24 protein-coding genes are annotated in these 25223 nt (G+C 61.8%); 14 read left to right on the top strand and 10 right to left on the bottom strand.

The features are described from left to right. The 5 genes from EPJ54_RS10135 to galU all read right to left on the bottom strand — a co-directional run bounded on the left by EPJ54_RS10135 (position 1) and on the right by galU (position 3989). Positions 1-489 carry a TRAP transporter small permease gene (locus EPJ54_RS10135; protein ID WP_135211603.1) on the bottom strand — a complete coding sequence of 163 codons (489 nt, stop codon included), beginning with the start codon at positions 487-489 and terminating at the stop codon, positions 1-3. Positions 490-522: 33 nt separating this feature from the next. Further along, positions 523-1512 carry a TRAP transporter substrate-binding protein gene (locus EPJ54_RS10130; protein WP_135211602.1) on the bottom strand — a complete coding sequence of 330 codons (990 nt, stop codon included), beginning with the start codon at positions 1510-1512 and terminating at the stop codon, positions 523-525. Next, on the bottom strand, positions 1512-2315 hold the full coding sequence (locus EPJ54_RS10125; RefSeq protein WP_239590854.1) for a 2-keto-4-pentenoate hydratase: 804 nt from the start codon (positions 2313-2315) through the stop codon (positions 1512-1514). Before EPJ54_RS10125 ends, EPJ54_RS10130 begins: the two co-directional genes overlap by 1 nt. A 94-nt stretch (positions 2316-2409) precedes the next feature. Further along, positions 2410-3090, bottom strand: coding sequence for a 6-phosphogluconolactonase (gene pgl, locus EPJ54_RS10120; protein WP_135211601.1), 681 nt, complete (start codon positions 3088-3090; stop codon positions 2410-2412). Continuing rightward, entirely contained in the window at positions 3090-3989 is a 900-nt protein-coding gene (galU, locus tag EPJ54_RS10115) for a UTP--glucose-1-phosphate uridylyltransferase GalU (protein WP_135211600.1), read from the bottom strand. The genes pgl and galU overlap by 1 nt, the downstream gene beginning before the upstream one ends. A 272-nt stretch (positions 3990-4261) precedes the next feature. Between galU and EPJ54_RS10110 the strand changes: the two genes are divergently transcribed. Next, positions 4262-4549, top strand: coding sequence for a hypothetical protein (locus tag EPJ54_RS10110; RefSeq protein ID WP_135211599.1), 288 nt, complete (start codon positions 4262-4264; stop codon positions 4547-4549). Between the two features lie 61 nt (positions 4550-4610). Here EPJ54_RS10110 and fsa read toward each other — a convergent pair whose 3' ends face one another. After that, complete coding sequence (gene fsa, locus EPJ54_RS10105) at positions 4611-5264, bottom strand: fructose-6-phosphate aldolase (protein ID WP_135211598.1); 654 nt, start codon at positions 5262-5264, stop codon at positions 4611-4613. A 123-nt stretch (positions 5265-5387) separates the two neighbouring features. Here fsa and tkt point away from each other — a divergent pair, with 123 nt between their 5' ends. The 3 genes from tkt to EPJ54_RS10090 all read left to right on the top strand — a co-directional run bounded on the left by tkt (position 5388) and on the right by EPJ54_RS10090 (position 10794). After that, positions 5388-7385 (top strand): transketolase, encoded by a 1998-nt coding sequence (tkt, locus tag EPJ54_RS10100; RefSeq protein WP_135211597.1) that lies wholly within the window; start codon positions 5388-5390, stop codon positions 7383-7385. 64 nt (positions 7386-7449) lie between these two features. Continuing rightward, the gene (locus EPJ54_RS10095) at positions 7450-8175 is read left to right on the top strand and encodes an SIMPL domain-containing protein (protein ID WP_135211596.1); all 726 of its coding nucleotides are present in this window, start codon (positions 7450-7452) and stop codon (positions 8173-8175) included. Positions 8176-8487: 312 nt separating this feature from the next. Continuing rightward, positions 8488-10794, top strand: a complete 2307-nt coding sequence (locus EPJ54_RS10090) for a S8 family peptidase (RefSeq protein ID WP_135211595.1) — start codon at positions 8488-8490, stop codon at positions 10792-10794. Between the two features lies 1 nt (position 10795). On the opposite strand, the gene EPJ54_RS10085 is transcribed toward EPJ54_RS10090, so the two are convergent. Both EPJ54_RS10085 and EPJ54_RS10080 read right to left on the bottom strand, forming a co-directional pair. Then, complete coding sequence (locus tag EPJ54_RS10085) at positions 10796-11674, bottom strand: hypothetical protein (protein WP_135211594.1); 879 nt, start codon at positions 11672-11674, stop codon at positions 10796-10798. 75 nt (positions 11675-11749) lie between these two features. Further along, on the bottom strand, positions 11750-12805 hold the full coding sequence (locus tag EPJ54_RS10080) for a mannose-1-phosphate guanylyltransferase (protein ID WP_135211593.1): 1056 nt from the start codon (positions 12803-12805) through the stop codon (positions 11750-11752). A gap of 80 nt (positions 12806-12885) precedes the next feature. Here EPJ54_RS10080 and EPJ54_RS10075 point away from each other — a divergent pair, with 80 nt between their 5' ends. After that, positions 12886-14040 carry an AGE family epimerase/isomerase gene (locus EPJ54_RS10075; protein ID WP_135211592.1) on the top strand — a complete coding sequence of 385 codons (1155 nt, stop codon included), beginning with the start codon at positions 12886-12888 and terminating at the stop codon, positions 14038-14040. Here EPJ54_RS10075 and EPJ54_RS10070 read toward each other — a convergent pair. Then, entirely contained in the window at positions 14028-15038 is a 1011-nt protein-coding gene (locus tag EPJ54_RS10070; RefSeq protein WP_135211591.1) for an NAD-dependent epimerase, read from the bottom strand. The two genes, EPJ54_RS10075 and EPJ54_RS10070, sit on opposite strands and share 13 nt — an antisense overlap. A 63-nt stretch (positions 15039-15101) precedes the next feature. Further along, a complete protein-coding gene (locus tag EPJ54_RS10065) occupies positions 15102-16274 on the bottom strand; it encodes a hypothetical protein (RefSeq protein WP_135211590.1) in 1173 nt (390 codons plus the stop codon). Between the two features lie 213 nt (positions 16275-16487). Here EPJ54_RS10065 and EPJ54_RS10060 point away from each other — a divergent pair, with 213 nt between their 5' ends. The 9 genes from EPJ54_RS10060 (at position 16488) to EPJ54_RS10020 (ending at position 25223) form a co-directional block, all read left to right on the top strand. After that, on the top strand, positions 16488-17048 hold the full coding sequence (locus tag EPJ54_RS10060) for a hypothetical protein (protein WP_135211589.1): 561 nt from the start codon (positions 16488-16490) through the stop codon (positions 17046-17048). A gap of 60 nt (positions 17049-17108) precedes the next feature. Further along, positions 17109-17918, top strand: coding sequence for a DUF3108 domain-containing protein (locus EPJ54_RS10055; RefSeq protein ID WP_135211588.1), 810 nt, complete (start codon positions 17109-17111; stop codon positions 17916-17918). 29 nt (positions 17919-17947) lie between these two features. Then, positions 17948-18841 carry an NAD-dependent epimerase/dehydratase family protein gene (locus EPJ54_RS10050; protein WP_135211587.1) on the top strand — a complete coding sequence of 298 codons (894 nt, stop codon included), beginning with the start codon at positions 17948-17950 and terminating at the stop codon, positions 18839-18841. Then, positions 18838-19962: a glycosyltransferase gene (locus EPJ54_RS10045; RefSeq protein WP_167755674.1), complete on the top strand. Its 1125-nt coding sequence runs from the start codon at positions 18838-18840 to the stop codon at positions 19960-19962. The genes EPJ54_RS10050 and EPJ54_RS10045 overlap by 4 nt, the downstream gene beginning before the upstream one ends. After that, positions 19962-21029 (top strand): glycosyltransferase family 4 protein, encoded by a 1068-nt coding sequence (locus tag EPJ54_RS10040; protein ID WP_135211585.1) that lies wholly within the window; start codon positions 19962-19964, stop codon positions 21027-21029. Before EPJ54_RS10045 ends, EPJ54_RS10040 begins: the two co-directional genes overlap by 1 nt. 193 nt (positions 21030-21222) lie before the next feature. Continuing rightward, positions 21223-22200, top strand: coding sequence for a GDP-mannose 4,6-dehydratase (gene gmd / locus EPJ54_RS10035; RefSeq protein ID WP_135211584.1), 978 nt, complete (start codon positions 21223-21225; stop codon positions 22198-22200). 7 nt (positions 22201-22207) lie between these two features. Next, complete coding sequence (locus tag EPJ54_RS10030; RefSeq protein WP_135211583.1) at positions 22208-23164, top strand: GDP-mannose 4,6-dehydratase; 957 nt, start codon at positions 22208-22210, stop codon at positions 23162-23164. Next, a complete protein-coding gene (locus tag EPJ54_RS10025) occupies positions 23158-23943 on the top strand; it encodes an ABC transporter permease (protein WP_135211582.1) in 786 nt (261 codons plus the stop codon). Before EPJ54_RS10030 ends, EPJ54_RS10025 begins: the two co-directional genes overlap by 7 nt. Next, on the top strand, positions 23940-25223 hold the full coding sequence (locus EPJ54_RS10020) for an ABC transporter ATP-binding protein (protein ID WP_135211581.1): 1284 nt from the start codon (positions 23940-23942) through the stop codon (positions 25221-25223). The genes EPJ54_RS10025 and EPJ54_RS10020 overlap by 4 nt, the downstream gene beginning before the upstream one ends.

Below are 25223 nucleotides of genomic sequence, written 5' to 3'. Positions count from 1 at the left end.
TTAGTGTTCCTTCTCAGGATCGCCCGCGACCAGGCGTTCGAGTGCGAAGAGCGCGATCAACGCGCCGCCCAAGCAGACGCCGATGTAGGAAAGCCCTTCCGGCGCCGGCGCGCCGGCCATCGGAATGTCCCATGAATCCAGCATGAGATAGCCGCCGTAGAAGGCGAGAGCCGCGCCGAACGCGAGCGCGATCAGCCGCGCCAACGCTTTGAACCCAACGCGCAACGGCGCAGGCGCCGATTCAACGAAAGTCGGAAAATTGAAATGGCTTTCGCGCCGCACCGCGACCGCCGCGCCAAACAGCGCCGCCACACTCATCAAGATCAACGCGACCGGCTCAGTCCAACCCGGCGAGTCATTCAGCGCATAACGGCCGATCACTTGCCATGCGAGCACCAGCACCAACACACAGAGCGACGTCGCCGCGATGGCGATGGCCGCCTTGGCCAGCGCGGAGAAGACGCCCGCGAGCGCATTTGATCCCGCCATCACTCCCTCCCCAAATTCGCCGTTTCGACGTTCTTATGCTTGCGCTTCGATGCGCCGAACCACGCGCGCGATCGCGCTATCGGCCAGATAGCGCCGCCGCATCGGCTCCACGGCGCGGCGGAATGCCTCTTTGTCGGCTTGGTTTGCTTGCACGCCGGCATCGAGCACGGTTTGGCGCGCATTCGCTTGCTTCGTATCCCAAAGCCCACGCATCACCGCGACGGATTCTTGCGCCTTCGCCAGGATCAATTCCTTGTCGCGCGATGAGAACGTATCGAAGCGTTGCTTCGATAGCAGCAGCGCTTCCGGCGCGCAGCAATGCTCGGTCTCCGACCAATAGCGCGCCACTTCGTATTGCCGCGTCGATTGAAACGTCGCCCAATTGTTTTCCGCCGCATCGATCAGATGCGTTTGCAGGCCGGTGAACACTTCGCCGAACGGGATCGGCGTCGCATTCGCGCCCATCGCGTCGAGCATCGACATGAAGATGTCGGCGCGCGGCACGCGCACTTTGAGCCCACGCATATCTTCCGGCGTGTGGATCGGGTGGCGCGCATTGTACATCGAGCGCATGCCGGAATCGTAGAAGGCGAGGCCGATCAGGCCGCGTCGCTCAAACGTCGCCAAAATCTCGCGGCCGATATCGCCATCGACGACGCGGCGCATGTGCGCTTCGTTGTGAAAGATGTAGGGCAACGCCAGCGGCTGGGTCGCCGGGAACATGTTGTTCACAGCGCCCAGATAGACGCGCGCAATATCCAGCACGCCGAAGCGTGCGAGGTTCACTGTATCCGTCTCGTTGCCGAGTTGGCCTGAGGGATAAAGCCGGAAATTGATCCGGCCGTCCGTTTCGCGCGCTATCTCATCACCGATCCAGCGCACGGCCTCAACGGTCGGATAATCGCGCGGATGCACATCCACGGCCGTCAGCGTATGCGCCGATGGCGCGTTCGCGGCGGCGACACCCGCACCGCCCGCAATCGCGACAGCGCCGGTGCTCAACAACGTGCGGCGCGAAATCATTAGACGCTCCGACCATTCGCGACGGCCTTCACCGCCGTGCACAGAATATCGCCGGAGCCGTTGAAGCTCACGCGTGAATGTTGGCCGATGCGAATGTCGTGCACGCCGGTGACGGCGCCCGTCGTGATGTATTGGCCGGCCTTCAGCGGCTTACCGCGTTTGGCGAGGTGGCTGGCAAGGAAGATCAAGGCATCGAGCGGATCGACATTGGCGACGCCTTTGCCAACAGATTGGCCGTCGATGAACGTCTCGCAGCTCAAGCCCGCTTCGAGCTTCGCGCGCCAATCGGCGACTTCCGGCCCAAGGATGAGCCCGTAATTGTTGCCGAAATCGGAGGCGACGACGGTGGACCCGAGATCATTGATCGTCGCCAGCGGACTGCCCGCGGTTTCAACGCCGATATGCATCGCGCCGATCAGGCCAGCGACCTCGTCGCGCGTCCATTCGATCTTGTCCGCGGCTGCGTCGACGCCGATGCGGAAGACGTATTCGGCTTCGACAGCCGCGAAGCCGTTCTCGAAAATCGGGAATGCAATCTCTTCGCCGGCCTTGGCGATCCAGAGATTGTGCGCAAACACAGGGCCGGAGACGCGCTCGGCGCCCAGCGGGCCAACCAGGTGCGGGGGCACTTTGCCGATCTTCCAGCCCACCACCTGGTCCGGCCATAATTCTATGGCGGTGTCCTGGATGCGGTAGCTGGTGGCCAAATCAGCGGGGATTTGCCCCGGAAAGTCCGGCAGCGCGCGCGCTTCTTGGCGTGCGGCCACGAACGATCCTGCGATGTCGCGCAAAGAGCTGGTCACGAAACCTCCCCGCCGGCTGACCGCCGGTCTTGAAGGAGGTTTTGATAACCGACACCGGTGTCATTGGCAAGCTAAGTCGCGACCTGAACGGCGTTCACGCGGTCCAAAGCACTTCCGGCTGCTTCTCCGGATCATCGAACAGCGCCGCCACGGGCGCGGCCTCAGGCGGCTCCGCCAGCGCCGCATCAAGTCGGGCGCGTTTGTCCTCGCCGTGGATCAACAGCAGCACCTCGTCGGCGCGCGCGATGGCGCGCTTCGTCAGCGTGATCCTATCCGGTTTGCCCGCCGCTTGCGGCGCATGCACCGCGATTATTGTGCGCGTGCTCTCGAACGCTTCGCGCGCGTGCCCCGGAAACCACGACGCCGCATGCGCGTCGCCGCCCATGCCCATCAGCGCCACATCGATGTGAAGCGGCGCATACATCGCGTCCGCGCGCGCTGCGACTTCGGCGGGCGATCCATCGGTCGAGAACATCGGCAAGAGCGTCGCGCCCGCATCAAGCGCCGGCGCCAAAGCGCGGCGCAGCATCTTCTCGTTCGACGCATCGTCCTTCGGATGCACGAAGCGCTCGTCCACCAATGCAAACGTCACTTTGCGCCAATCGAGCTTGGCTTGCGCGAGCAGGGCATAGGCAGGCTCCGGCGTGCCGCCGCCAGAAAGCGCTGCGCACGCATACCCGCGCGCTTTCATCCCGCGCTCAAGCGCCCGTACTAAGCGATCGCTTGCGGCCTGCATCAACGCTTCGCGCGTGGCGAACACGGAAAGATGCGGCATCAGCTCCGCGACGCAGTCGCCAACGCTGCCTGCAGCGTCGCCGCAGCCTTGTCGCCAAACTCTTCGCTGGCCAGCGCATAGGCGGCATTGGCGCGCAAATAGCCGATTTTATCGCCGCAATCATAGGTGCGGCCTTCGTATTCGAGCGCGTGGAAGCTTTGCGTTTCCATCAGCCGCACCATCGAATCCGTGAGTTGGATTTCGTTGCCGGCGCCTGGGCTCTGGCTTGCGAGCAGCTCGAAAATTTCCGGCTGCAGAATGTAGCGGCCGCTGATGAAGAGGTTCGACGGCGCATCTTCGCGCTTGGGCTTCTCCACCATGCCCTTCATCTTGATCAAACGGCCGTCGCGGCTCACGGGTGCGATCACGCCGTATTGCTCCGGCGTATCGGTGGGCTCCACCGCGATCACATTGCCGCCGACCTTGTTGTAGGCCTCGACCATCTGCGCCAGGCATGAGGGCTTCGCCATCATCAGCATGTCGGGCAGCATCACCGCGAACGGCTCGTCGCCGATAATGTCGCGCGCACACCAGACCGCGTGGCCCAGACCAAGCGCTGCTTGCTGGCGCACGAAGCTCATTGAGCCCGCCGGGCGCAAAAACGACTTCAATTCGTCCACCAGCGCATTCTTGTTCTTCTGCGCGAGTGTTAATTCGAGTTCATAAGCGTGATCGAAATAGTCCTCGATCGCCCCCTTGTTGCGTCCGGTGACGAACACAATGTGTTCGATGCCGGCGGCCAAAGCCTCGTCCACGACGTACTGGATCGCCGGCCGATCAAAGACGGGAAGCATCTCTTTTGGGATCGCCTTGGTCGCGGGGAGCACCCGCGTGCCGAAGCCGGCGACCGGAAGAACCGCTTTCCGTAGCGGTCGCTGAGTGGCGGTAACGCTATTCATTGTGGGTCCGTATGCCGCGCCGCAAAATGGCGCCGGGATGGGGGTCTTTAGACCTGAAGGCGCTCTTCCGCGCAACAGCGCGTGAGCATCGGATTCGGCTAGAATTCATGTTTGTACGCTACGGTTTGAGCAACCCACATGAGATGGGAGTTCGGGGTGTTCAGGAAGGTGACTGCCGTCACGGCAGGAATTCTCCCAAGACACTAAGTTCGCAATTGCAACACGCGTAACCTTTTGTTAAGCGACCGCCTCGGTCCGGGAGTTTTCCACAAATGTCGCCCTCGCAACGCAAGACCACTCTGCGCATGGTCATCGGCAGCTTCGTCGCTGGCGCTGGCGCCATGGTGCTTGTCGGCCTCGTCGCGCCGGTCGCGATGCAAGGCGGCTTGGCGATGAGCGACGCTGCGGCGTCCGCTTTCGTGCAGCCTGAGCCGATCATCGAGCCGCTCGATGTCGCCGCGATTGAAGCGCAATTGGCGAAAGCCGACACCGAAATGCTCGCGATGCGCGAAACCACGGCCGACGAAGTCGCCACGCTCGCGCGTCTCGCTGGCCGCTAAGCCCGGCGCACAAGTTTCAGCAAAAGGCCCGGCGCAAGCCGGGCCTTTTCGTTTCGTGGGGTCAGAGAATTTTCTGACCGGTCGCGGCCCAATCCTTCATGAACGCCGCAAGCCCTGAATCCGTCAAATGATGCTTGTAGAGGCTCTTGAACACGGCCGGCGGGATCGTCGCGCAATCGGCGCCCGCGATCGCTGCATCGCGCACGTGTGACGCGGTGCGGATCGACGCCGCCAGGATTTGCGTCGGATAATCGTAATTGTCGTAGATGGCGCGGATTTCACGGATGAGCTGCATGCCGTCTTGGCCGCCATCATCGAGCCGGCCCAGGAACGGCGAGATGAACGTAGCGCCCGCCTTCGCCGCCAACAACGCCTGCACCGCCGAGAAGCAGAGCGTCACGTTGCACGGGTGGCCTTCGTCCTCGAGCGTCTTGCACGCACGCAAGCCATCCGGCGTCAGCGGCAGCTTCACAACGATATTGTCGGCGACCGTGCGCAGCTTGCGGCCCTCGGCCAGCATCGTCTCGTAATCCTGCGCCACCACTTCGGCGCTGATCGGTCCTGAAACGGAGGCGCAGATCGCCTTCAGCGTTTCGAAGAAATCGCCGCCGGCCTTGGCCACCAGGGAAGGGTTGGTCGTGACCCCGTCGACGAGGCCGGTCATTGCCAGCGCCGCCAGTTCCTTTGCGTCAGCGCTATCGATGAAAATCTGCATGTTTTGCTCCGCTGCCGCATTCCCGCGGCGGCTCTCCGCTGATACCGGACTGCACGCGCAGAGCAAAGCGTCCGAATCGACGCTAAAAGCCCAAAAACTCTCCGAGCCGGCGAAGGACATCCCATGAGCAAAATCGACCAGATCGAAGGCGTGCCCGCTGCTGATCTCGCGAACGCCATCCGCGCGCTGGCGATGGATGCGGTGGAGCAGGCGAAGTCCGGCCACCCCGGCATGCCGATGGGCATGGCTGATGCGGCGACCGTGCTCTTCTCACAATTCCTGAAATTCGACGCCTCCGACCCACGCTGGCCGGATCGCGACCGCTTCGTGCTCTCCGCCGGCCACGGCTCGATGCTGCTCTACGCGCTGCTGCACCTCACCGGCTACGAGGACATGCCGCTCGATGAGATCAAGCGCTTCCGCCAACTCGGCTCCAAAACGCCGGGCCACCCCGAATACGGCCACACCGAAGGCGTGGAGACCACCACGGGCCCGCTCGGCCAAGGTCTCGCCAACGCCGTCGGCATGGCCATCGCGGAAGCGCATCTCAATGCGCGCTTTGGTGATGAATTGGTCAATCACCGCACCTGGGTGATCGCTGGCGACGGTTGCTTGATGGAAGGCATCAGCCAAGAAGCGCTGGCGCTCGCTGGCCGCCAGAAGCTCAACAAGCTCGTCGTCATCTGGGACGACAATTCGATCTCGATCGACGGCGCGGTGTCGCTCTCCGACATCACCGATCAAAAAACCCGCTTCGCCGCCAGCGGCTGGAACGTGCTCTCCTGCGACGGTCACCACATGGATGACGTCGCCCGCGCGCTCGACGCCGCCACCAAATCCGACAAGCCCACGCTGATCGCCTGCAAAACCACGATCGGTTTTGGCTCGCCGAAAAAGGCCGGCACGCACAAAGCCCACGGCGAGGCCCTCGGCGCCGAAGAGATCGTCGCCACCAAAGCCGCCCTCAATTGGCCGCACGGCGCGTTTGAGATTCCCGACAATGTCCGCGCTGCTTGGAAAAAGATCGGCAGCCGCGGCGTGAAGGAGCGAGGCCTCTGGGCCGATCGCCTCAAAGCCTCCGAACACAAAGCCGCGTTCCGCGCCGCGATTGACGGCGACAATGTCGAAGCCGCCATCGGCGCACTCGCCCTGCACGCCGCGAAAATGGCCGCTGAAAAGCCGGCTGTCGCCACGCGCGCCTCATCCGGCAGCGCCATCGAAGCGATGTTCGCCGCATTGCCCGAATTGATCGGAGGCTCGGCCGACCTCACGCCGTCGAACAACACGCTGGCCAAAGGCACGGAGGATTTCACGCCGGAAAATCGCGCCGGCCGCTACATTCGTTACGGCATCCGCGAACACGGCATGGCCGCGGCGATGAACGGCATGGCCGCGCACGGTGGCGTCATCCCATACGCCGGCACGTTCCTCGCCTTCGCCGATTATTCGCGCCCCGCCACCCGCTTGGCCGCGCTCATGGGCGTGCGCGCGATCCATGTGATGACGCACGATTCCATCGGCGTCGGCGAAGACGGCCCGACGCACCAACCCGTCGAACAGATCGCAGCTCTGCGCGCGATCCCGAACCTCTTCGTTTTCCGCCCCGCCGATGCGGTCGAAGCCGCCGAATGCTGGCAGCTTGCGCTGCTGCGCGACAATGGCCCGAGCGTCCTCGCACTCTCGCGCCAAGCCACGCCCGCCCTGCGTGACGATTCCAGCTCCAATCTCTCCGCGCGCGGCGCTTACGAATTGCTGCCGGCTGAAGGCGGCGCGGCCCAAGTCGCGCTCATCGCCACCGGCACTGAAGTCGCGCTCGCCGTCAAAGCGCGCGAGCTGCTGCAAGCGCAAGGCATCCCCACGCGCGTCGTCTCCGCGCCATGCTTCGAACTCTTCGATCTGCAGGACGAAGAGTATCAGGACGAAGTGCTGGGCAGTCCCGACGAGATCCGCATCGGCTGCGAAGCCGGCATCGGGCAGGGTTGGTACGAAATGTTCGCCATCTCCGATTTTATCGGCATGACCGAATTCGGCGCCTCAGCGCCGGCAAAAGATGTCTACGCCCATTTCGGCATCACCGCCGAAGCCATCGCCGAAGCCGCGAAAGACTTGCTAGAAGCGTAAGCTTCGCGCGCCACTGCGCCGCCACAACACCGCAGCAAGCTTCGCCTCCAGGAGGAGACGGAGCATGGAACTTTCATCACCTTTACGTGGCGCTGGGCGGTTTATCTGCGCCGGCTTGGCGCTCGTGGCATTGGGCGCCGGTGGGCAACGCGCCACTTTGCTGACGGTGCACGCGAGCGCCACGACGCGCGCTACGCCTGATCTCGCCATCGTCACCATCGGCGTGCTCGCACGCGGGGCCAATGCGCAAGCCGCGCAACAGGCGCAAGCCACGCGCATGGCCGATGTCATGAGCGCCGCCCGCGCAGCCGGCGTACCGGAGGCCGACGTGCAAACCATCGGCTATTCGATCGAGCCCCAATACGTCTATCCGCGCAACGCCGCACCGCGCATCACCGGCTATGTCAGCCGCAACATCGTCAGCGTCCGCGTGCCGGACGTGAACGCCGTCAGCGCATTGATCGACGCCACCGTCGCGGAAGGCGCCAACGAATTGCACGGCATTCAATTCACCCATCGCGACGAGGAAGCTTCACGCGAAGCTGCGCGCGCTCAAGCGCTCGCCACCGCACAAGCCCGCGCCAATGCGTACGCGCAAGCGGCGGGCATGCGCGTGGTGGGGATGGATTCGATCACCGAACCTGGCGGCATCGTGCCGCCCTACGAGCGTGAACAGGGCCTTTTTGCGGCGCGCGCTGTCGCTGCCGAACAAGTCGCCAACGGCGCCATCGCGCCCGGTCAAGTCGATAACCAGGCCAGCGTCACCGTGGTGTTTGAGCTGCGCGGGTAAGCGCGGGTCGTCGGATCCACGTCAGCCTGAGTTTTTCAAGCACAAGCGCCATCCAACGCGCATTTAAGGACGCGCGCTGCCAAATCTATCCGACCCACTCCTTGCTCGATGGCGGTGGTGATTTTGCGGACGGCGTGATCGCATTCGAAGGCGCCAGGTTTGGCCCCAATGTGTTTGCGTGGCTCGACAAGAATGGCGTGAAACGCCCTACGCACAATGGTCTGGAAGCCCGCCTGCTCAGCGGATCGCCGCGCCATTGCGCTCGGCCGAAAACAAGCCAATGATCCACGGCGTTGAAGCCTTGGGGGAAACATGGCTCCGCTCCAAATCAGCCGCCTGTTGTTGAACGCTGTTGTTCTTGCGCTTTTGAGCGCGTGCGCTGGCGGTGGTGGAGGCGGAGGCGGGGGAGGCGGAATCATTTCGCCGCCGCCACCGCCGCCGGTTGGCCCGCCTGTTTTCCCGCCGCTCGCGCCGCCGCATGCGCCGGGCGACATTCCGAATTTGTCGAGCGCGGAGTTCCTGAACAATTGGGGGCCCGCAGGCACGAACGCGCAGATCGCCTGGCAAAATGGCGCGACAGGCGCGGGCGTGATCGTCGGTGTGATCGATGACGGCATCGATCCCAGCCATCCCGAACTCGTTGGCCGCATCTCGCCGCTCTCGACCGACATCGTGGCGGGCCGCAATGCGTTGGTGACGACGCAATCGCACGGCAGCGAGATCTCCTCGCTGATCGCCGGCAATTACAACGGCGGGCAAACTGTTGGCGTCGCCTACGACGCCACCATTCTGGCCGTGCGCGCCGATACGAGCGGCGGCTTTGCCTACAACGATCTCACCAATGCACTCGATTACGCCGTCGCCAACAATGTCGACGTGATCAATTTCTCGCTCGGCGGCGATTTCGTGCCGCCGCAATCTTTCATCGATGCGATCGAGCGTGCGACCGACGCGGGCGTGATCATCGTCGTCTCCGCCGGCAATTCTGGTTTACAGGGCGCCTCGGCGCCGAACTATCCGGGCTTGCTCGCGCTGAATTCGTCTGTGTCCAACGGGCTTATCATGGTCGCCGGCGGGCTCAATCCGGACGGCTCCGTAAACCCCGTGTCGAACCCTCCGGGCTCCACGGCGAATTGGTACATCACCGCGCCTGGCTGGCAGATCATCGTGCCCGATCATGGGCCCGCCGGCCCGGTGCCAGGTTTTCAGACCTGCGGCCTTGGGCCCAATGGCGATCTCTGCCGTATTCAAGGCACGTCGTACGCGTCGCCGCATGTCACTGGCGCTGTTGCGTTGGTGATGGATGCGTTTCCGGGACTGACGCCGCAACAAGTCGTCGATCTTCTATTCAACACCGCTGACGACACAGGCCCCGCAGGCACGGACTCGCTCAATGGTCGCGGCCGCTTGAATATCGGCCGCGCGTTTCAACCCGTGGGCCCGCTCGCATCGCCGCTCGTTGCTGGCATGTCGTCGGTGAACGAGACCACACAACTCGGCGTGATCGGCCCTGCGTTCGGCGATGGCTTGAATGGCAATGCAGCACTTTGGTCCGTCGCGGGCTTCGACGCCTATGGCCGCACGTTCCCGCTGCAACTTGCCGACAATTGGCTCCGCGCCAGCGCCGGCCCCGCGCACGTCGCCTTGGCGCCGCGTCTTTGGCGCAGCGCGCATGACGAAAGCGGCCTGCGCGTGCAGATGTCCTTCGCCGATGACGTCGCCCCGGACTCATATCGCGTGCCGGTCGATCGCGCAGATTTGCAACAGGCGCCCACGCGAATCGACGCCGACCTCGGCGCCGGCCTCAGCGTCTCGTTCGCCGCCAATGGTGGCCGGACGCACTATGAGCAGGGCGACGCCGTCGGCCATCTCGCCTCGATCAACGCCGATATGTCGCTCAGTCTCACCAGCCGCTTGAGCGAGCACGCGCGCGTCTCGTTCATCACCGAAACCTCGCACGGCGAAGCCGGTTTGAATTTCGCGCAAGACGCCCGCACCGCCAACGCCATCCGCGCCAGCTTCGACGCCGCATCGCACCGCTTCGACGTGACGCTCGGCGCGATCACTGAAGAGGGCGCGCTGCTCGGCATGAGCTGGGCCGATGCGCTCGGCGAAACGCCCACAGGTGAGACGCAATTCACCGGACTTTCTTGGTCCTTGAGCGCCACGCCGGACGTACGCTTCAATGCTTCGGCCGAGTATGGCGTGGCGGATGCAGCGCAGATTGGTTGGCTCCGTGTCGTTGAACCGCTCAGCACCACAGCGTTCTCATTGCAAGCCGAACGCAATTTCACACCGGAATGGCTCGTCGCGTTGCGCGAAGATGGCGCGGGCTTCTTCCGCTTCTCGATCTCGCAGCCGATGCGCGTGGAGGACGGTGAGTTGAGCTTCATGGCGCCGACCGCGACGAAATATGGCCGCCGTTCGCTCGCGTACGAAGAGCGCAGCTTCGCGCCGATTCCGAGTGGTCGAGAGCTGCGGTTGGGGCTGGGCTACAATTACTTCGCCGGCGAGACGCTTTCGGCCTTTGGTGAGACCATGTACGTGCTCGAGCCCGGCCACATCGGCAATGCCGAACCGGAGGCTCTGCTTCGCCTCGGCATCCGCGTCGCGAATTGATTCAGTTGCGATAGGTCAGCGTCAGGCCCGCAAAACTTTCATCCACACCGTTCGCGCCGCGGAACGGGGCTATGTACTCGCGTTCGACGTAAGCGGCCGCCACGCGCGCTTCGCCCATCGACATAGAGACGCCGATGGCAAGGTCGCCCAATTCGACTTGATCGTCGGCGTAGGCGAGCGTGCCGTGATTGGGATTTGTGCGATTGAGCGCCCAGCTCAGCGTCTCGTCGTCGGCCGCTACAAACACCGCGACATCGCTCTGATGACTAGGCGAAACCCGCAGATCGGCGACGAAGATTTGGCCGATTTCGTGCAGCCGATCGCGCAATCCTTCGTTGGTCTGCAGGTCAGAACGGGCTTCGGCGGCGCTGTTGTTTGATGGGGGCCTGTCCGAAGCGGGCCGGGGCGCATGCAGGATCAAGCGCCCGGTTTCATCAAAGCTGACCGCATAGGCGTCGAGCGCCATGGGTTCGCTCACATCATAATTGGTGTCGAGTGCGGCGACATTGACGCTGGCCGGGACTGACGGCGCCAAATGCGCCAGATCGCGAGCGACCAAATTGGGGCTTGCGGGCGGGATGGCGAGGCGGACAGGTTGGGCCTGCTCGGCTGGGCCCTCGAGGCGTTCAATGGCGAATGAGGCTGGCGCATTGCGCGCATCTGTGTCGCGCGCCATGGATTGGTGCGCCGTTCCGCCAAAATCCACGAGATCAATGAGGTTTGGATTTTGGTCCAAGAGCTTGGCCAAGGCCGCGCACGACATCATGAGTGCCGAACTCGTCATCACGGCCATCATGCCCGCGTCCGCCATGTTAGCGCGCGTCATGAACTCTCGCGTAGCCGTGCGCGCACGCGCCGGGCCGTTTGTGCGATCGCCCATCTTCGCCTCCTTCAACCCCAGCGCGAGTTTAGCCGCGCTTGGGGGTAAAGCCAGCAAATTCGCAAAGCGGAACAATCAATTTTCGAGCTTCGCCGCGCGGGCGCCGAGTTCCTTGACCTCTTGGGCGCGGTCTCTCGGCAAAATGACGATCGCGTCACCGCTTGCGATAATGACGAGATCGCTGACGCCGGCCACACACACTTTGAGCCCATCGCTGCGGACGAGCGTGTTCGACGTATCGATGGCGACGATCGGCCCCTGCAAGGCATTGCCGTCCGCATCCTTTGGCGCCAGGCGCCAGATCTCGTCCCACGAGCCCACGTCCGCCCAGCCGATCTCACACGGCACGACCGCCGCATGCGCGGTCTTTTCCATCACCGCGATATCGAGCGGCAGCGACGGCACAGAAGCGAACGCCTCGACGTCCAGATGGATATTCACGCCGTCGCGCTTTGCCGCATGCAGCGCCGCCAATGCGCGATCGCGAATTTCAGCGCTTGCCGCGAACTCGCGCAGCAACACTTCGGGGCTGAACAAAAACATGCCGCTGTTCCAGGAATATTCCCCGGTTGCCAGATAGTCGCGCGCAATCGCCTCGTTCGGCTTCTCGCGGAAACTATCGATCGCAAACACACCGTCCGCCAATTCAGCACCTCTGCGGATGTAACCATAGCCCGTGGCCGGGCGATCGGGTGCTATGCCGAAGGTCACGATCCGCTCACGTGCGAATGGCGCGGCGCGCGCGATCGCTGCGTGAAAAGCAGCGACGTCGTTGATGAGGTGATCGGCCGGCAGCAAGAGCACCAATGCGTCGGGTGCGAGCTCCGCGCCCAGTGCGGCCGCAATCGCACCGACGGCCGCAGTGTTGCGCGGCAGCGGTTCGAACACGAGAGCGGCTGGATTCGTGATACTCTCGCGCACAAGCGCTGCGTGGCGTTCGTTGCACAACACCATCGGGGCCAAGAAGGAAAGCGCGCCGACATCGCCGCTCACCCGGCGCGCGGTTTCGCCGATCATGGTTTCAGAACCGCCCAGCGCATGAAATTGCTTCGGTCGCGCCTCAGTGGAGGCCGGCCAAAGCCGCGTGCCCGCGCCGCCTGACATAATCGCTGGGATGATACGCTGTCGCATTGCGGCTTCTTGCGTTGAACCTCTAGGGGCTGCAAGAGGATTTCGACCTTTGCGTGTGTTGGATTGAGGGCGCCTACAGAATGAGCCAGATCCCGTTCGACGCCGTCCGCGCTTGGCTTTTCCAGGACGCGCTGCCTTTCTGGGCAGCGCATGGAATTGATCGCGTTCATGGCGGTTTCCTTGAGGAGGTGGGCCTCGACGGCGGCCCGACCGCCTGCGGTTTCAAGCGCGTCCGCGTGATCTGCCGCCAGACTTATGCCTTCGCCCATGCCGCGCATCTGGGCTGGGCCGAGGGCGATGCGCTCTCCAGGCTCGGTGTCGATTATCTCAAGGCCCATGCTTCGTTGCCCGACGGCGGCTGGGCCAAGACGCTCACGCGCGAAGGTGGGATTCTCGATCCAACGCCTGATCTCTATGAACTTTCGTTTGTGATATTTGCGATGGCTTGGCGGTATCGTGTTTCACGCGACGCCGACGCGCTGCGCCTGCTCCACTCCACACTGGATTATATTCAGACCAACATGCGCGGCCCGGGCATGGCTTTTTGGAGCCATTTGCCTCCTGGGGGGCCGCGTTTGCAGAACCCGCACATGCATCTGACGGAGGCGTGCCTGGCGGCGTTCGAAGCCACCCATGACCAGCGCTTCCTCGATCAAGCTGCTGAACTCGTGAACCTCTTGCGCACGCGCCTGTTCGACGGCGTCACGCTGGGCGAGCGCTTCGATGAAGATTGGCGCCGTCTCACCTGCGAAGAGGGCCGCGCTGTCGAGCCGGGTCACCATTTCGAATGGGCTTGGATCTTGGCGCAATACCAGCGTCTCACCGGCGTCGATGTCTCCACACAGGCGCTCGCGCTTGCCGAATTCGCCGAGCAGCACGGCGTCGATTCCGTTTCAGGCGCGGTGTTCGATTCCGTGCGCGACGACGGAACGCCGATCGCCAAGAGCTCGCGCGCTTGGACCAATACCGAGCGCATCAAAGCCTGGCTCGGAGTGTACGAGCTTACCGGCCGCGATCCAACCGGTGAACTCAAGTCCGCGCTTTGGCTCTTGTTCGATCGCTATTTCGCCGTGGCGAAGCCTGGCCTCTGGATCGATCAATTCGACGGCGAGGGCGAGCCTATGTCCAAGGCGGCGCCGGCCGGCATCGTCTATCATTTGCTTTTGGCGTTCTCGGAAGTTCTGCGGTTGGAGCCTGAGCTCAAAGCGCAGAAGCGCGTGGGTCAAGCGCCGTAATAGGTTTTGTACCAATCGACGAAGCGCCGCACGCCGTCTTCGATTCCGGTGCGGGGCGCAAAGTCGACGGCCGCCGCCAAGTCTCTCACATCGGCATAGGTCGCGGGCACATCGCCTGGCTGCATTGGTAGCATGCGTTTAATGGCCTTCTTTCCGACCGCATTTTCGATGAGTTCAATCAGCTGCGTTAGCTTCACGGGCGCGTTGTTGCCGATGTTGTAGATGCGATAGGGCGCGTTCGACGTTGCGGGATCGGGCGCCTCGCCCGTCCAATTCGGATTGACCTCAGCCGGCTTGTCGCCCACGCGCACCAAAGCTTCGACGACATCGTCCACGTAGGTAAAGTCGCGCTCCATTTCGCCGTTATTGAACACGTCGATTGGTTCGCCCGCAAAGATGGCGCGCGTGAACAGATACATCGCCATGTCCGGCCGGCCCCACGGGCCATAGACGGTGAAGAAGCGCAGGCCCGTCATCGGCACGCGGAAAAGATGGGCGTAGGCATGCGCCAAGAGCTCGTTCGACTTCTTCGTCGCCGCATAGAGGCTCAAGGGATGGTCGACGTTTTGATGCACGTTGAACGGCATCTTCGTCACCGCGCCATAAACGGAGCTCGAGGAGGCGAACACCAAATGCTGCACACCGCCATGCCGGCAGCATTCAAGCAGGTTCACGAAGCCGTCGAGATTGGAGCGCACATAGGCTTGCGGATTGTCGAGCGAATAGCGCACGCCCGCCTGAGCGCCCAGATTGAACACAGTCTCGAAACGATGCTGGGCGAAAAGCTGCTTTAACGCGGCTTCGTGGGCGAGGTCGATTTCGGAGAACGAAAACCCTGGCGCCCGCTGCAACTCGCGCAGCCGGGCGCGCTTCAGCTCGACGTCGTAATAGGCGCTCATATTATCGAGGCCGACGACAGGGCGGCCCATCGACAACAGGCGTTGCGACAGGTGAAAGCCGATGAAGCCCGCGGCGCCGGTCACAAGAATGGGTGTCATCGCGTGCGTTCGATAGGCGCCGTTGGCGACAAAAGCAACCAAGCAGCGTCCAGCGGGTGAAGCTCAGACGTCATGCGAAGGCTTCGCGACGGCCACGAGCAGCGCGCCGGCAAGCAGCAACGTCGCCGTCCACCATTCCTGCCAGAGGCTGTAGCTCAAATTGGCGCTGAAACCTAAAGACGCAAACGCCGCCGTGACGCCCGCAAGCGCCGCACGTTGGCCGCGCAGCTTTTGCGCCAACGTCCACCCGCCTGCGAGCAGTGCCGCCGCCGCCAGCACCGCGCCGACAGCGCCCGTCTCGAACCAGATTTGCAAACTGGCGCTATGGGGATGCGCCGGCACAGCGCTGCTTTCGACGCCCTGAATGATCATGCGTTCTTCGACGAGGCGCGCCGCGTCGATGCCGTGCCCGATCAGCGGGGCGTTCATGATCTCGGCGCAAACAAAATCCCATATCCCAATCCGCGCCGCCCAGGAATAGGGGAGCGTGTCCAAGAGTGCGGGATCGCCCAGGACGAGCGGAGTTACGAAGGGGGCGGCCAGCATCCAGGCCGCCAAGCCGCCCGTCACCGCCATCAGTGCAAAGCGGGGGGCGGCGAGCGCAAAGAGGAAGGCCGCAACGCCCACGTTATAGCCCACCCAATTGGCCGTCTGCTCCGGTTGAATGGCCACGACCGCGCCAGTGATCGCCAGCGCGCCGATCGCGCATACGATTCGGATCGGCCCGCCCAGCGCCAGGAGGCCGGCGGCGGCGGCCCAGGTCACCGCCGTCAGCACGCTGGTGGCGCGACCCAGATTGCGGGAGAGTTCGAAAAGGCTGGTGTCGGGCTGACCTGCCCGGTTGAAAGGCATCCCGAAGAGGATTTCCACAGCCAGAAGCGGCGCGATGACCAAGAGCGCCGCCTGCGCGCCCGACAGGGTCAGCGCGCGGGGCTTTCGTGCCGCGGCGGCGAAGGCCAAGCCGAGCAGGACCAGCGCGGTGAGCTTCAGCCATTGCAGCGAGCCGGCGTTCGGCGACCAGAGCGCCGAAGCGGTGGCCCAGGCCGTGAACGCGAGCAGCAGAAAGATCGCGAGCGGTGTCTTTTCAAGCACTTGCCGCAACGGCGAGAGCCGAAACGACCCCAAGCCGCCAAGGCTCAACAGCACCGGCAGGCCCATGGCGCCGCCGACCGTGACGGCCGGCAAAAGCGCGAAGAAGGCCGCGCGCGCAAACGCGCCGAAATCGGGATGCCGCAACCTCTGCTCCGTCAGTTCAGAACCGAACCGATGTCACGGGCGAGGCGCCCTGCGCAATGGGCCGCTCATTTCGACGCCAATCTTTCAGCATCGTCACCGGATTAGCTGCCTTAGTGCTTGGCGCCGGGCGTTATTTAGGCTTTGTTACGCCTATAGCGCGTATTGAGGGCTGCCCTTGAGGGACAGCGCGCTATGTGCGTGCGGGAGCCATCGATGACAGAACGGTCAGCTCAATCTCATGAGGCCGAGGCCATCGATACGGTTGTGAAATCGAGTCTAACCGGCGTCGCTGCGACAGTTCTGGCAGTAGCGATTTTCTCTCCGGCCGGTTTAGGCGGCATAATTGGCGTGAGTTCTGCCTTCGGCGGCAGCGCCGACACGAACGTCACACCTGAAAGCCCCTATGCAGCGCTACCTCCGTTTGCGACTCCACTCTCGGCGCAAGAACTCGATGCGATCCATAGCCAACTCGCACAAAGCGCTGCGTCACTCGAATTCACACGAGCCGCCACGAACGATCGCATTGAGCGCATACGTGCGCTCGCAATTGATGCCGATGCATTGGTCACGTTCGAACCGACACGCGTGGCGGAGGCTTCGCCGCGCGACGATCTCCGTCTGACACTGAGCGAGCCCGTGTCAACGCTCGCGCCAGTTCCTGCGCCGATTGAGCCGATGCCAATATCCTATGGTGGCGGTTCATTCGAAGGGGCCGTGCCCTATCATGACCCGCACTTGGAACTTGCTGAATTGTTCCTGGCGCACGCGCCCTAACTAATAGCGAAATCATCAAGGGAGTTGGTCGGCGCGCGTATCGCTCGTCGTGACAGGTTCATGGTTCGTACGCTAGGACCAACCTACGGTATGCAATCGGAGATCGTGATGTTGCGCTGGATGTTCGCGGCAGTGTTAGCGATTGGCCTGACGTTCGGGCGCTCGGCGCACGCTGAGACCTTTCGCTTGAATTATGAGGCTGCGGTGCTGGGCGTGGTCGTGTTGGGCGAGGCTTCATACGAGGTGACGTCAACGCCGACACGTTATGCTGTGCGGGCAAATATCCGGACGTCGGGCGCTGCGCGCATTTTTGACCAGACCGAAATCACGGCGACCGCTGCTGGGGAACTGAATGAGGCTGCGATCAACTGGGCGCGCTACGACATCTCGCATGCGTACTCGGGAAAGTTTCGCAGAACGCAGATGACCCGCAGCGCCTCGGGTCTCGCCGCGACGATCAGTCCCAATTATCGCGATCTGGGATCGCCGCCTGCGAGCGATGCGCAGAGACGCGGGTCCTATGATCCTTTGACCGGTGTGTTTGCGCTAGGCCGCCAGGTGGGCATCAATCGTGCCTGCCGTGGCTCAGTCCTCGTTTTCGATGGACGCTCCCACTATCGATTGGCCGTCGCGCCTCGGGCAGAAACGACCTTCAATGGCGGGGGCTATAATGGGCCGGCACTGCATTGTGATTTTCGTTACGAGCCCATCTCTGGCTTCAGCTCGAACTTCAACCGCTCGAACGTGCCTAGCGCGCAAGCTTGGTTCGCGCTGCCGGCCCAGCCGGGCTTTGCAGCACCCTTGCGGATCACGGTGCCGACGCCGGTGGGGGCGGCGCAACTCGACATTCGCAGCTATCAGCGCAGCTAAGCCGGGCTAGACTTGCGCCAAGAGGGGCGATGGCGCGCATATTGGTCACCGGAGCTTCGGGCTTCATCGGCAGCGCGCTCGCGTCGGCTCTGGTGGACGGCGGCGCTTGCGTGCGCGGGGTGTCGCGTATGCCGCTCGCGTTGCCGGGGGTTGAGAACGTAATCGTCGGCGACCTGAGCGCAAAGACCAATTGGCGCGCAGCGCTTGAGGGCGTCGACACCGTGGTCCATCTTGCCGGCCCCGCGCACGCGCGCTTCGCCGAGTATGAATTGAAGGCGCAAATTTCTGACGCCACGGGCGCGCTTGTCGCGCAAGCGGAAGCCGCGGGCGTGTCGCGGTTCATCTATGTCAGCTCTATCAAGGCTGTCGCGCCGCGAACCTATGGTAATCATGCGCTTGTGGAGGCGGGCACGCCGCAGCCAGGCGACGCCTATGGTCGCGCAAAACTGGCGGCCGAGGCTGCCGTGCGGAAGCATCCGACTTTGCGACCGATCATTCTGCGCCCGCCACTTGTGCACGGGCCAAGTGCGAAGGCGAATTTCGCAAACTTGTTGCGCCTTGCCGATACGCCGCTGCCGCTGCCGTACGCAGACGTGCGCAACCGGCGCAGCGTGCTTGCGCTTTCAAGCTTCATCGCGGCGATACGGGCTCTGTTGGCAAAGCCCGACGGGCCCGCTGGAGTGTTTCACCTCGCCGACGCGCCGGCGCTCTCAACGGGGGAGATCATCGGTGCTGTGCGTGAAGGGCTCGGTCGAAAGTCCAATCTCTTCGCCGCGCCGTGGATCGCGACGCTCGGCCCAGACACGCTCACCGAAAGTCTCGCAATCGACGATAGCGCCTTTCGCTCGGCATATGATCTGCCACCAACGAACGCTGTCGCGTTGCTCACGCAAACCGCGCGTGCATGGAAGGCGCGCATATGATCAAGCCCAAACTTCTCTTCTTGGTGACCGAGGATTGGTTCTTTCGATCGCACTTCATGTTCTTGGTGGAGCGCGCAATTCGTGAAGGCTACGAGTGCGTCGTGGTTGCGCGCAACACCGGCGCGGTGCCTAACCTTGAGGGCGTACGATTGGTCGATTTGCCGTTTCGCCGTCGCTCTTTTGCGCCTTGGGCATTGATCAAACAAGCGCTGCAAGTGCGCGCGATCATCCGCCGCGAGCGGCCGCGCATCGTTCACGCGATTGCCCTTAAGTCGATAGTCCTACTCGTGATGGCTCGTATGCGGGGTGTCGCGCAAATACTGGCGCTAACTGGACGGGGCTATATAGCGCTCGGAAGCGCGCCCTGGACTCGATTGATCCGTTGGCGCTTGCGTCGCCTCATCCGTCGTGCGCTGTCCCAGCCGCAAACGCTCCTTTTGGTCGAGAATATGAGTGATGCAGACTGGGTGGCGCACGACGAGCGGCTGGGGGCTGGGAAGGTCGTGCTCATGCCTGGAGCCGGCGTCGACCTCAACAAGTTCAAAGTTGCGCCGGAACCTACCAATGATCCGCTTGTCGTTGGTGTAGTCGCTCGCCTTGTTCGTTCAAAGGGCGTTGGTGTGGCTGTGGAGGCCGTCAGGCGATTGCGCGCTGAGGGAATTTCCATCGTTCTACGGGTCGCTGGGCGCCCGGACGACCAAAATCCTGAGAGTATCAGCGCTGCACAATTGCACTGCTGGAGCACGTTGGACGGCATTGAGTTCATCGGCCATGTGCAGGACGTCAACGCATTCTGGTCCCTGTCCCACATAGCATGTCTGCCATCGCTTGGTGGCGAGGGGCTCCCGCGTTCGCTCATAGAGGCCGCCGCTTGTGGTCGTCCAATCGTGACAACGCGAACGCCTGGCTGTGCTGACTTCGTTGGTGAAAACGAGATCGGCCTTCTTGTGAAGCCGGGGGACGCTGTCGAATTGGCGACTGCGCTGCGAATGTTGGCGATGAATGTGGGAATACGTCGGCGCATGGGCGCATTAGGTCGCCTGCGCGTGGTTTCCGGTTACAGCGTGTTGCACGCTGGCGACGCGGCTGCGCGTGCCTGGGCTACTGTGAGCGAAGCGTGATGCGGCCGATCATCTGGAGCTACTTGGGTCGACGTGGCGCTCTTGCGCGATTCACGCTCGATTTGGCTCGCGCGCTTGCTGCTGACAAATCAGCAATCTTTGTGGTCTCAGAGCACAATGAGCGAGCCGCAGAATTGCGCTCAAGCGGTGCTGAGGTTCACTTTGCGCCTGGCTTTGCGACGCCCATTGCGGGAATGAATCCTCACCTAATACTGAGGTCGCGGCGGTTTTTTCGAGAGGTGTTGGGGCAGGTTCGGCCCTATGCGGTCGTCGAACTAATGGGACACGTATGGTCGCCATTTGTCGAAGATCTCATTCGCGAAGTCGGCGCGAAGCGCACAGCAATTTTGCATGATTTTAGGGGACACCCGGGCGATCTCTCCGGTCTCTTCACCAGTTGGATCGGCGCATCGGCCTTTCGGTCTGACTTGCTCCTAACCCTTAGTCGCGCCGTCGCGTATGACATTGTCACAGCTCGCCCCAAGCTCCGTCCGGAGGCGTTGTTTCATCCTTGGTTTCAAGCGCCGCTTACTCCGATCCCGCAGCACGGGCCCTTGAGAATGCTGTTTGTTGGGCGACTCCTGCAGTATCGGGGGTTGGACCTCTTTGTTGAGGGGGCCGAATTAGCGCGCGAACGCGGCGTTGACCTTCGGGTCGGAGTATTCGGCGCTGGAAATATTTCTCAGCTGAGGGGGAGGCTTGAGGCGCTGGGCGCAGAAGTTGTCAACCGATGGCTTAAGGATGACGAACTCGATGCTGTCTTGGCGCGCTACGACCTGGTGCTGGCAACGCATCGGGAGGCTAGTCAATCCGGCGTGGTGGCGCTCGGGGCGGGCGCGGGACGACCTGCCATCGTAACCCCAGTCGGTGGGCTCCCGGAGCAAATTTCACAAGGACAAACAGGCTTGGTTGCACGGAGTTTGGAAGGCGCAGCCATAGCAGATGCGATAGTCCAGTTCTCGGATCGAGCGTTCTTAGCTCGATGCCATCAGGAAATCCAGTCGCGCGCCGCCCAGTGGTCGATGAGAGCGTTCGCGGAGGCTGTCTCACGAGCGGTTCGAGCGTGAAGCTTGTGAAATTGAGTGGTGCTGCGGCATCATTGTCTGCTCTTCAACAGAACAATGCGCTTGTGAACAAACACCACCAATCAATATAGGTAAGCTCAATCTCAGCGTTCAGATAGGTCTGACGTTTGGGGCAGCGCCAGGTGACCGCCTGGATGACTGCGCAGCTTTGCACGCGACGAGGGAATTGATTGCTATGAAGCGCGCGTTGATCACTGGAGTTACGGGTCAGGACGGGGCCTATCTTAGTCAGCTGCTCCTCGAAAAAGGATATGAGGTGCATGGCCTGCTCAGGCGCAGTGCGTCGGCAGATGTCATTGACGCTCGTTTGCGTTGGCTCGGGATTGCTTCGGACGTTCGCCTCCACGATGGCAATCTCACGGACCTAAGCAGCCTTCTAAGAGTCATCACAGAAGTTCGACCCGACGAAGTCTATAATTTGGGTGCTCAATCCTTCGTGAAATCGTCTTGGCACCAACCGATACTGACGGGCCAAGTGACCGCGATCGGGGCGGCGAACATGCTTGAGGCTGTTCGGCTCGCTGCGCCTGGCGCGAGGTTTTATCAGGCGTCGTCATCGGAAATGTACGGTCTTATACAAGAGCCGGTGCAATCAGAAACGACGCCGTTTTACCCGAGATCTCCCTATGCAGCCGCCAAGCTGTACGCCCATTGGATGACGATCAATTACCGCGAGAGCTTCGGTTTGCACGCGTCGAGCGGGATTCTTTTCAATCACGAATCTCCGCTGCGTGGCATCGAGTTTGTGACACGAAAGATCACCGATGGCGTCGCCCGCATCAAGCTTGGCCTGAGCGACAAGCTGGCGCTAGGCAACCTCGACGCCACGCGAGATTGGGGGCATGCTAAAGACTATGTGCGCGCCATGTGGCTGATGCTGCAACAATCAACACCCGACGACTACGTTGTGGCGACCGGCCGGACGGTGGCTGTTAGAACATTTTGCAGGCTTGCGTTCGAGTGCGTCGATCTGGATATGGAAAAGCACGTCGTCGTCGATGAAAGATTTCTGCGTCCGGCGGAAGTTGATGTGTTGTTGGGTGATCCAAGTAAAGCAAAGCGCCAACTGGGTTGGGAGCCACATATCGCATTGGAGCAGCTCGTTGACGAAATGGTCGCCGCCGATTTGACCCGGCTCAAGAAGCTGAAGTAGGCGCGCTATGCGTGTCCTTGTAACCGGGTCGAGCGGCTTTGTAGGCCGATATCTCTGTGAGGCGCTGAGTGCGGCGCCTAGCGTGGAAGTCATTTCGACCTCTAGGGCCGATGTCTCAGGCCTCGAACCAGGGATAGTCTCTCTGGACATTGATAACTTCGAAAGCGTGAGAGCTGCGCTGCGAAAGTATCGGCCATCGCACGTAGTGAACCTTGCGGCGATCGCATCCGCTTCGGATGCGCGTGCTGATCCCGACGGCGCTTGGCGTACTCATGTTTTTGGTACGCTCAATTTGGCGAATGCCATTCTGACCGACGCACCGCAATGTTGTCTCATCCAGGTGGGTTCTGGATTGGTTTACGGCGATGCCGATTGTCCCCAATTCGGTTACCACGAGGGGTCGCCGCTGGCGCCCGCCGATGACTACGCAGTTACAAAGGCCGCGGCCGACCTCGCGTTAGGGGCGCTTGTCCGTCGCGGTCTTCGCGTCCTGAGGATGCGTCCGTTTAACCACACTGGCGCAGGTCAGAGTGAAGCTTTTGTTGTTCCTCATTTTGCGGGGCAGATTGCTCGAATTGAGGCGGGGCTATCTGAGCCGACAATGCGGGTGGGCAATTTGCTCGCGGAGCGAGACTTTCTCGACGTTAGGGATGTTGTGAGTTGCTACGTTCGTTCAATTGAATTGAGCGATAGCCTCGATCAAGGCGCAATTTTCAATGTCGCGTCGGGTGCTCCAAGGCGCATTGGCGACATCTTGGACGCGCTTCTTGAAATGAGTGAAATCCCAGTTCGCATTGAGCAGGACCCATTGCGGGTTCGCCCAGATGAGGTGATGCGTATCGTTGGCGATGCTTCGCGTGCATCAACTACGATGGGCTGGCGTCCGAAGGTCGCTTTCGATGACACGCTCGCGGATGTGTTGGCGTCTGCGCGACAGAAAGTCTCAAGGAGTGGTGCGTGTTAGCCGCTGCTTGGAGATACAGGCATTTCATTTGGGCCTCTATCGTTCGAGACGTGCGAGCGCGCTTCGCCGGGTCCAAGCTTGGATTGGTCTGGTCGATTCTTCACCCTCTCGCGCAGGCCGCAATCTACACTTTGATCCTCGCCGAGGTGCTGGGTGCCCGGGTGCCTGGAATCGACGATCGCACCGCCTACCCAGTCTACCTTATGGCTGGGCTGGCGGCTTGGGGCTTGTTCTCAGAAATTTTGACACGAAGCGTTTCGATTTTTCTCGATTACTCAAACGCACTGAAGAAAATTGCGTTTCCACGCATCAGCTTGCCGTTGATTGTTTGTGGCGGGGCAATCTTCAACCATGTGCTTTTGCTTCTAGCCGTGGGTGGTCTGTTTGTGCTCTTGGGGCATCCTTTAACCATCGCGTGGGCGATTATCCCCGTTGGAATAATTCTCATAAGCGCTTTCGCAATCGGGCTTGGTCTTATCCTCGGGACCTTGAATGTGTTCGAGCGGGACGTCGCGCAACTCGTTGGAGTGGTGCTTCAGTTGTGGTTCTGGTTGACGCCAATTGCGTATTTCCTGGAGAGCGTGCCCGCACAATTCTTGCCCTTAATGCAAGCCAATCCGATGACACCGCTAGTGCAGCTTTACCAAGGCGCGATGCTTTATGGCCGCTTCCCAACAAATGCGGAGTTCGCCATCGCATCAGCTATTGCGACCCTGGTTCTGATCGTGGCGCTGTTCGTGTTCCGGCGCGCGAGCGCAGATTTGGTTGACGCCCTGTGAGACCGCTTGCTCTCAGTCTGAGCGGCGTCGGGAAACGCTACGATTCCTACGCCTCAAACCTTCATCGGTTTGCTGGCTGGTTTGGCGCCCGTGTTGCGCCGTCGGCGAGTCATTGGGTGTTGCGGGACATCACGCTGGATGTGGGACGCGGCGCCTCGCTCGCGATACTTGGACGCAACGGCGCAGGCAAAAGCACCTTGCTCAAGTTAATCGCGGGAACCGTGCGCCCCACGATCGGCTCCGTCGGCGTTTCGGGCCGTGTGAGCGCCATGCTTGAGTTAGGGCTGGGGTTTAGTGCGGAGTTAACTGGGCGGCAGAACCTCTTCCAAGCTGGCGGAATGATGGGATTTCCGAGGCGCGAGATTTTGCGGCTGCTACCCGGCATCGAAGATTTCGCTGAGATTGGTGAATATATTGACGAGCCGCTGAGGGTGTACTCGTCGGGAATGCAGGCGAGACTCGCGTTTGCTCTTTCCACGGCTGTTCGGCCGGATGTGCTGATCGTCGACGAAGTTTTGTCGGTTGGAGATCCATATTTCCAGGCGAAGTGTTTCGAGCGCATCGCATCCTTTCGCGAACAGGGGACTACGTTACTTCTGGTCACTCACGCGGTCAGCGATGTTGTTCGCCATGCGGATGTTGCGCTTCTGCTTGATAAGGGAACGCAAGCGTTTGTCGGCGCCCCGCGAGACGCTTGCAATTTGTATCTCGACAAATTGTTCGGCCACGGCGAACGGGACCTGAAGGAAGTGAATGTTGCCCCGGGTAGCGCCGCCGCAGACCGACTGAGCATGGGGGCTGATGTCTTTGATCAGCGCCCTGGCTATCGGAAGGAGGAGCATCGTTGGGGCAATGGAGGCGCTAAGATTGTCGACTATCTCATCACGGTCGACGGTGAAGAGTTTCCGTCAACTTTGCCTAGCAATGCGAACGTCGACTTCTCCTTTTCGGTGTTGTTTGAGCGGGATTTTGAAAGCGTTACGCCCGGAATTCTCGTCAAAGGCCTTGATGGCCTATTCATTTATGGGACGAACAGCTTCCTGGCGAGCCGCGGGCAAAGCGCGATGCGAGCTTCTGCTGGCGAGCGAAAGGTATTTCGATTCCGCCTTCCGCTGGATCTGAATGCTGGCCATTACCTGGTCTCCTTTGGCGTCTCTTCTGGGCCGGTCGAGAATCTCGCGCCACTCGACCGGAGGTACGATTCCGTGATGGTGGCGGTGGACCGGCCGATGGGGTTCTGGGGGGTCTTCGATATGCGCGCTTCCTTCGAGGTCACCTAA

The sequence above is a fragment of the Vitreimonas flagellata genome (genome assembly GCF_004634425.1).
Taxonomy (GTDB): Bacteria; Pseudomonadota; Alphaproteobacteria; order Caulobacterales; family Aquidulcibacteraceae; genus Vitreimonas; species Vitreimonas flagellata.
This window is presented reverse-complemented; position numbering and strand designations above follow the sequence as displayed.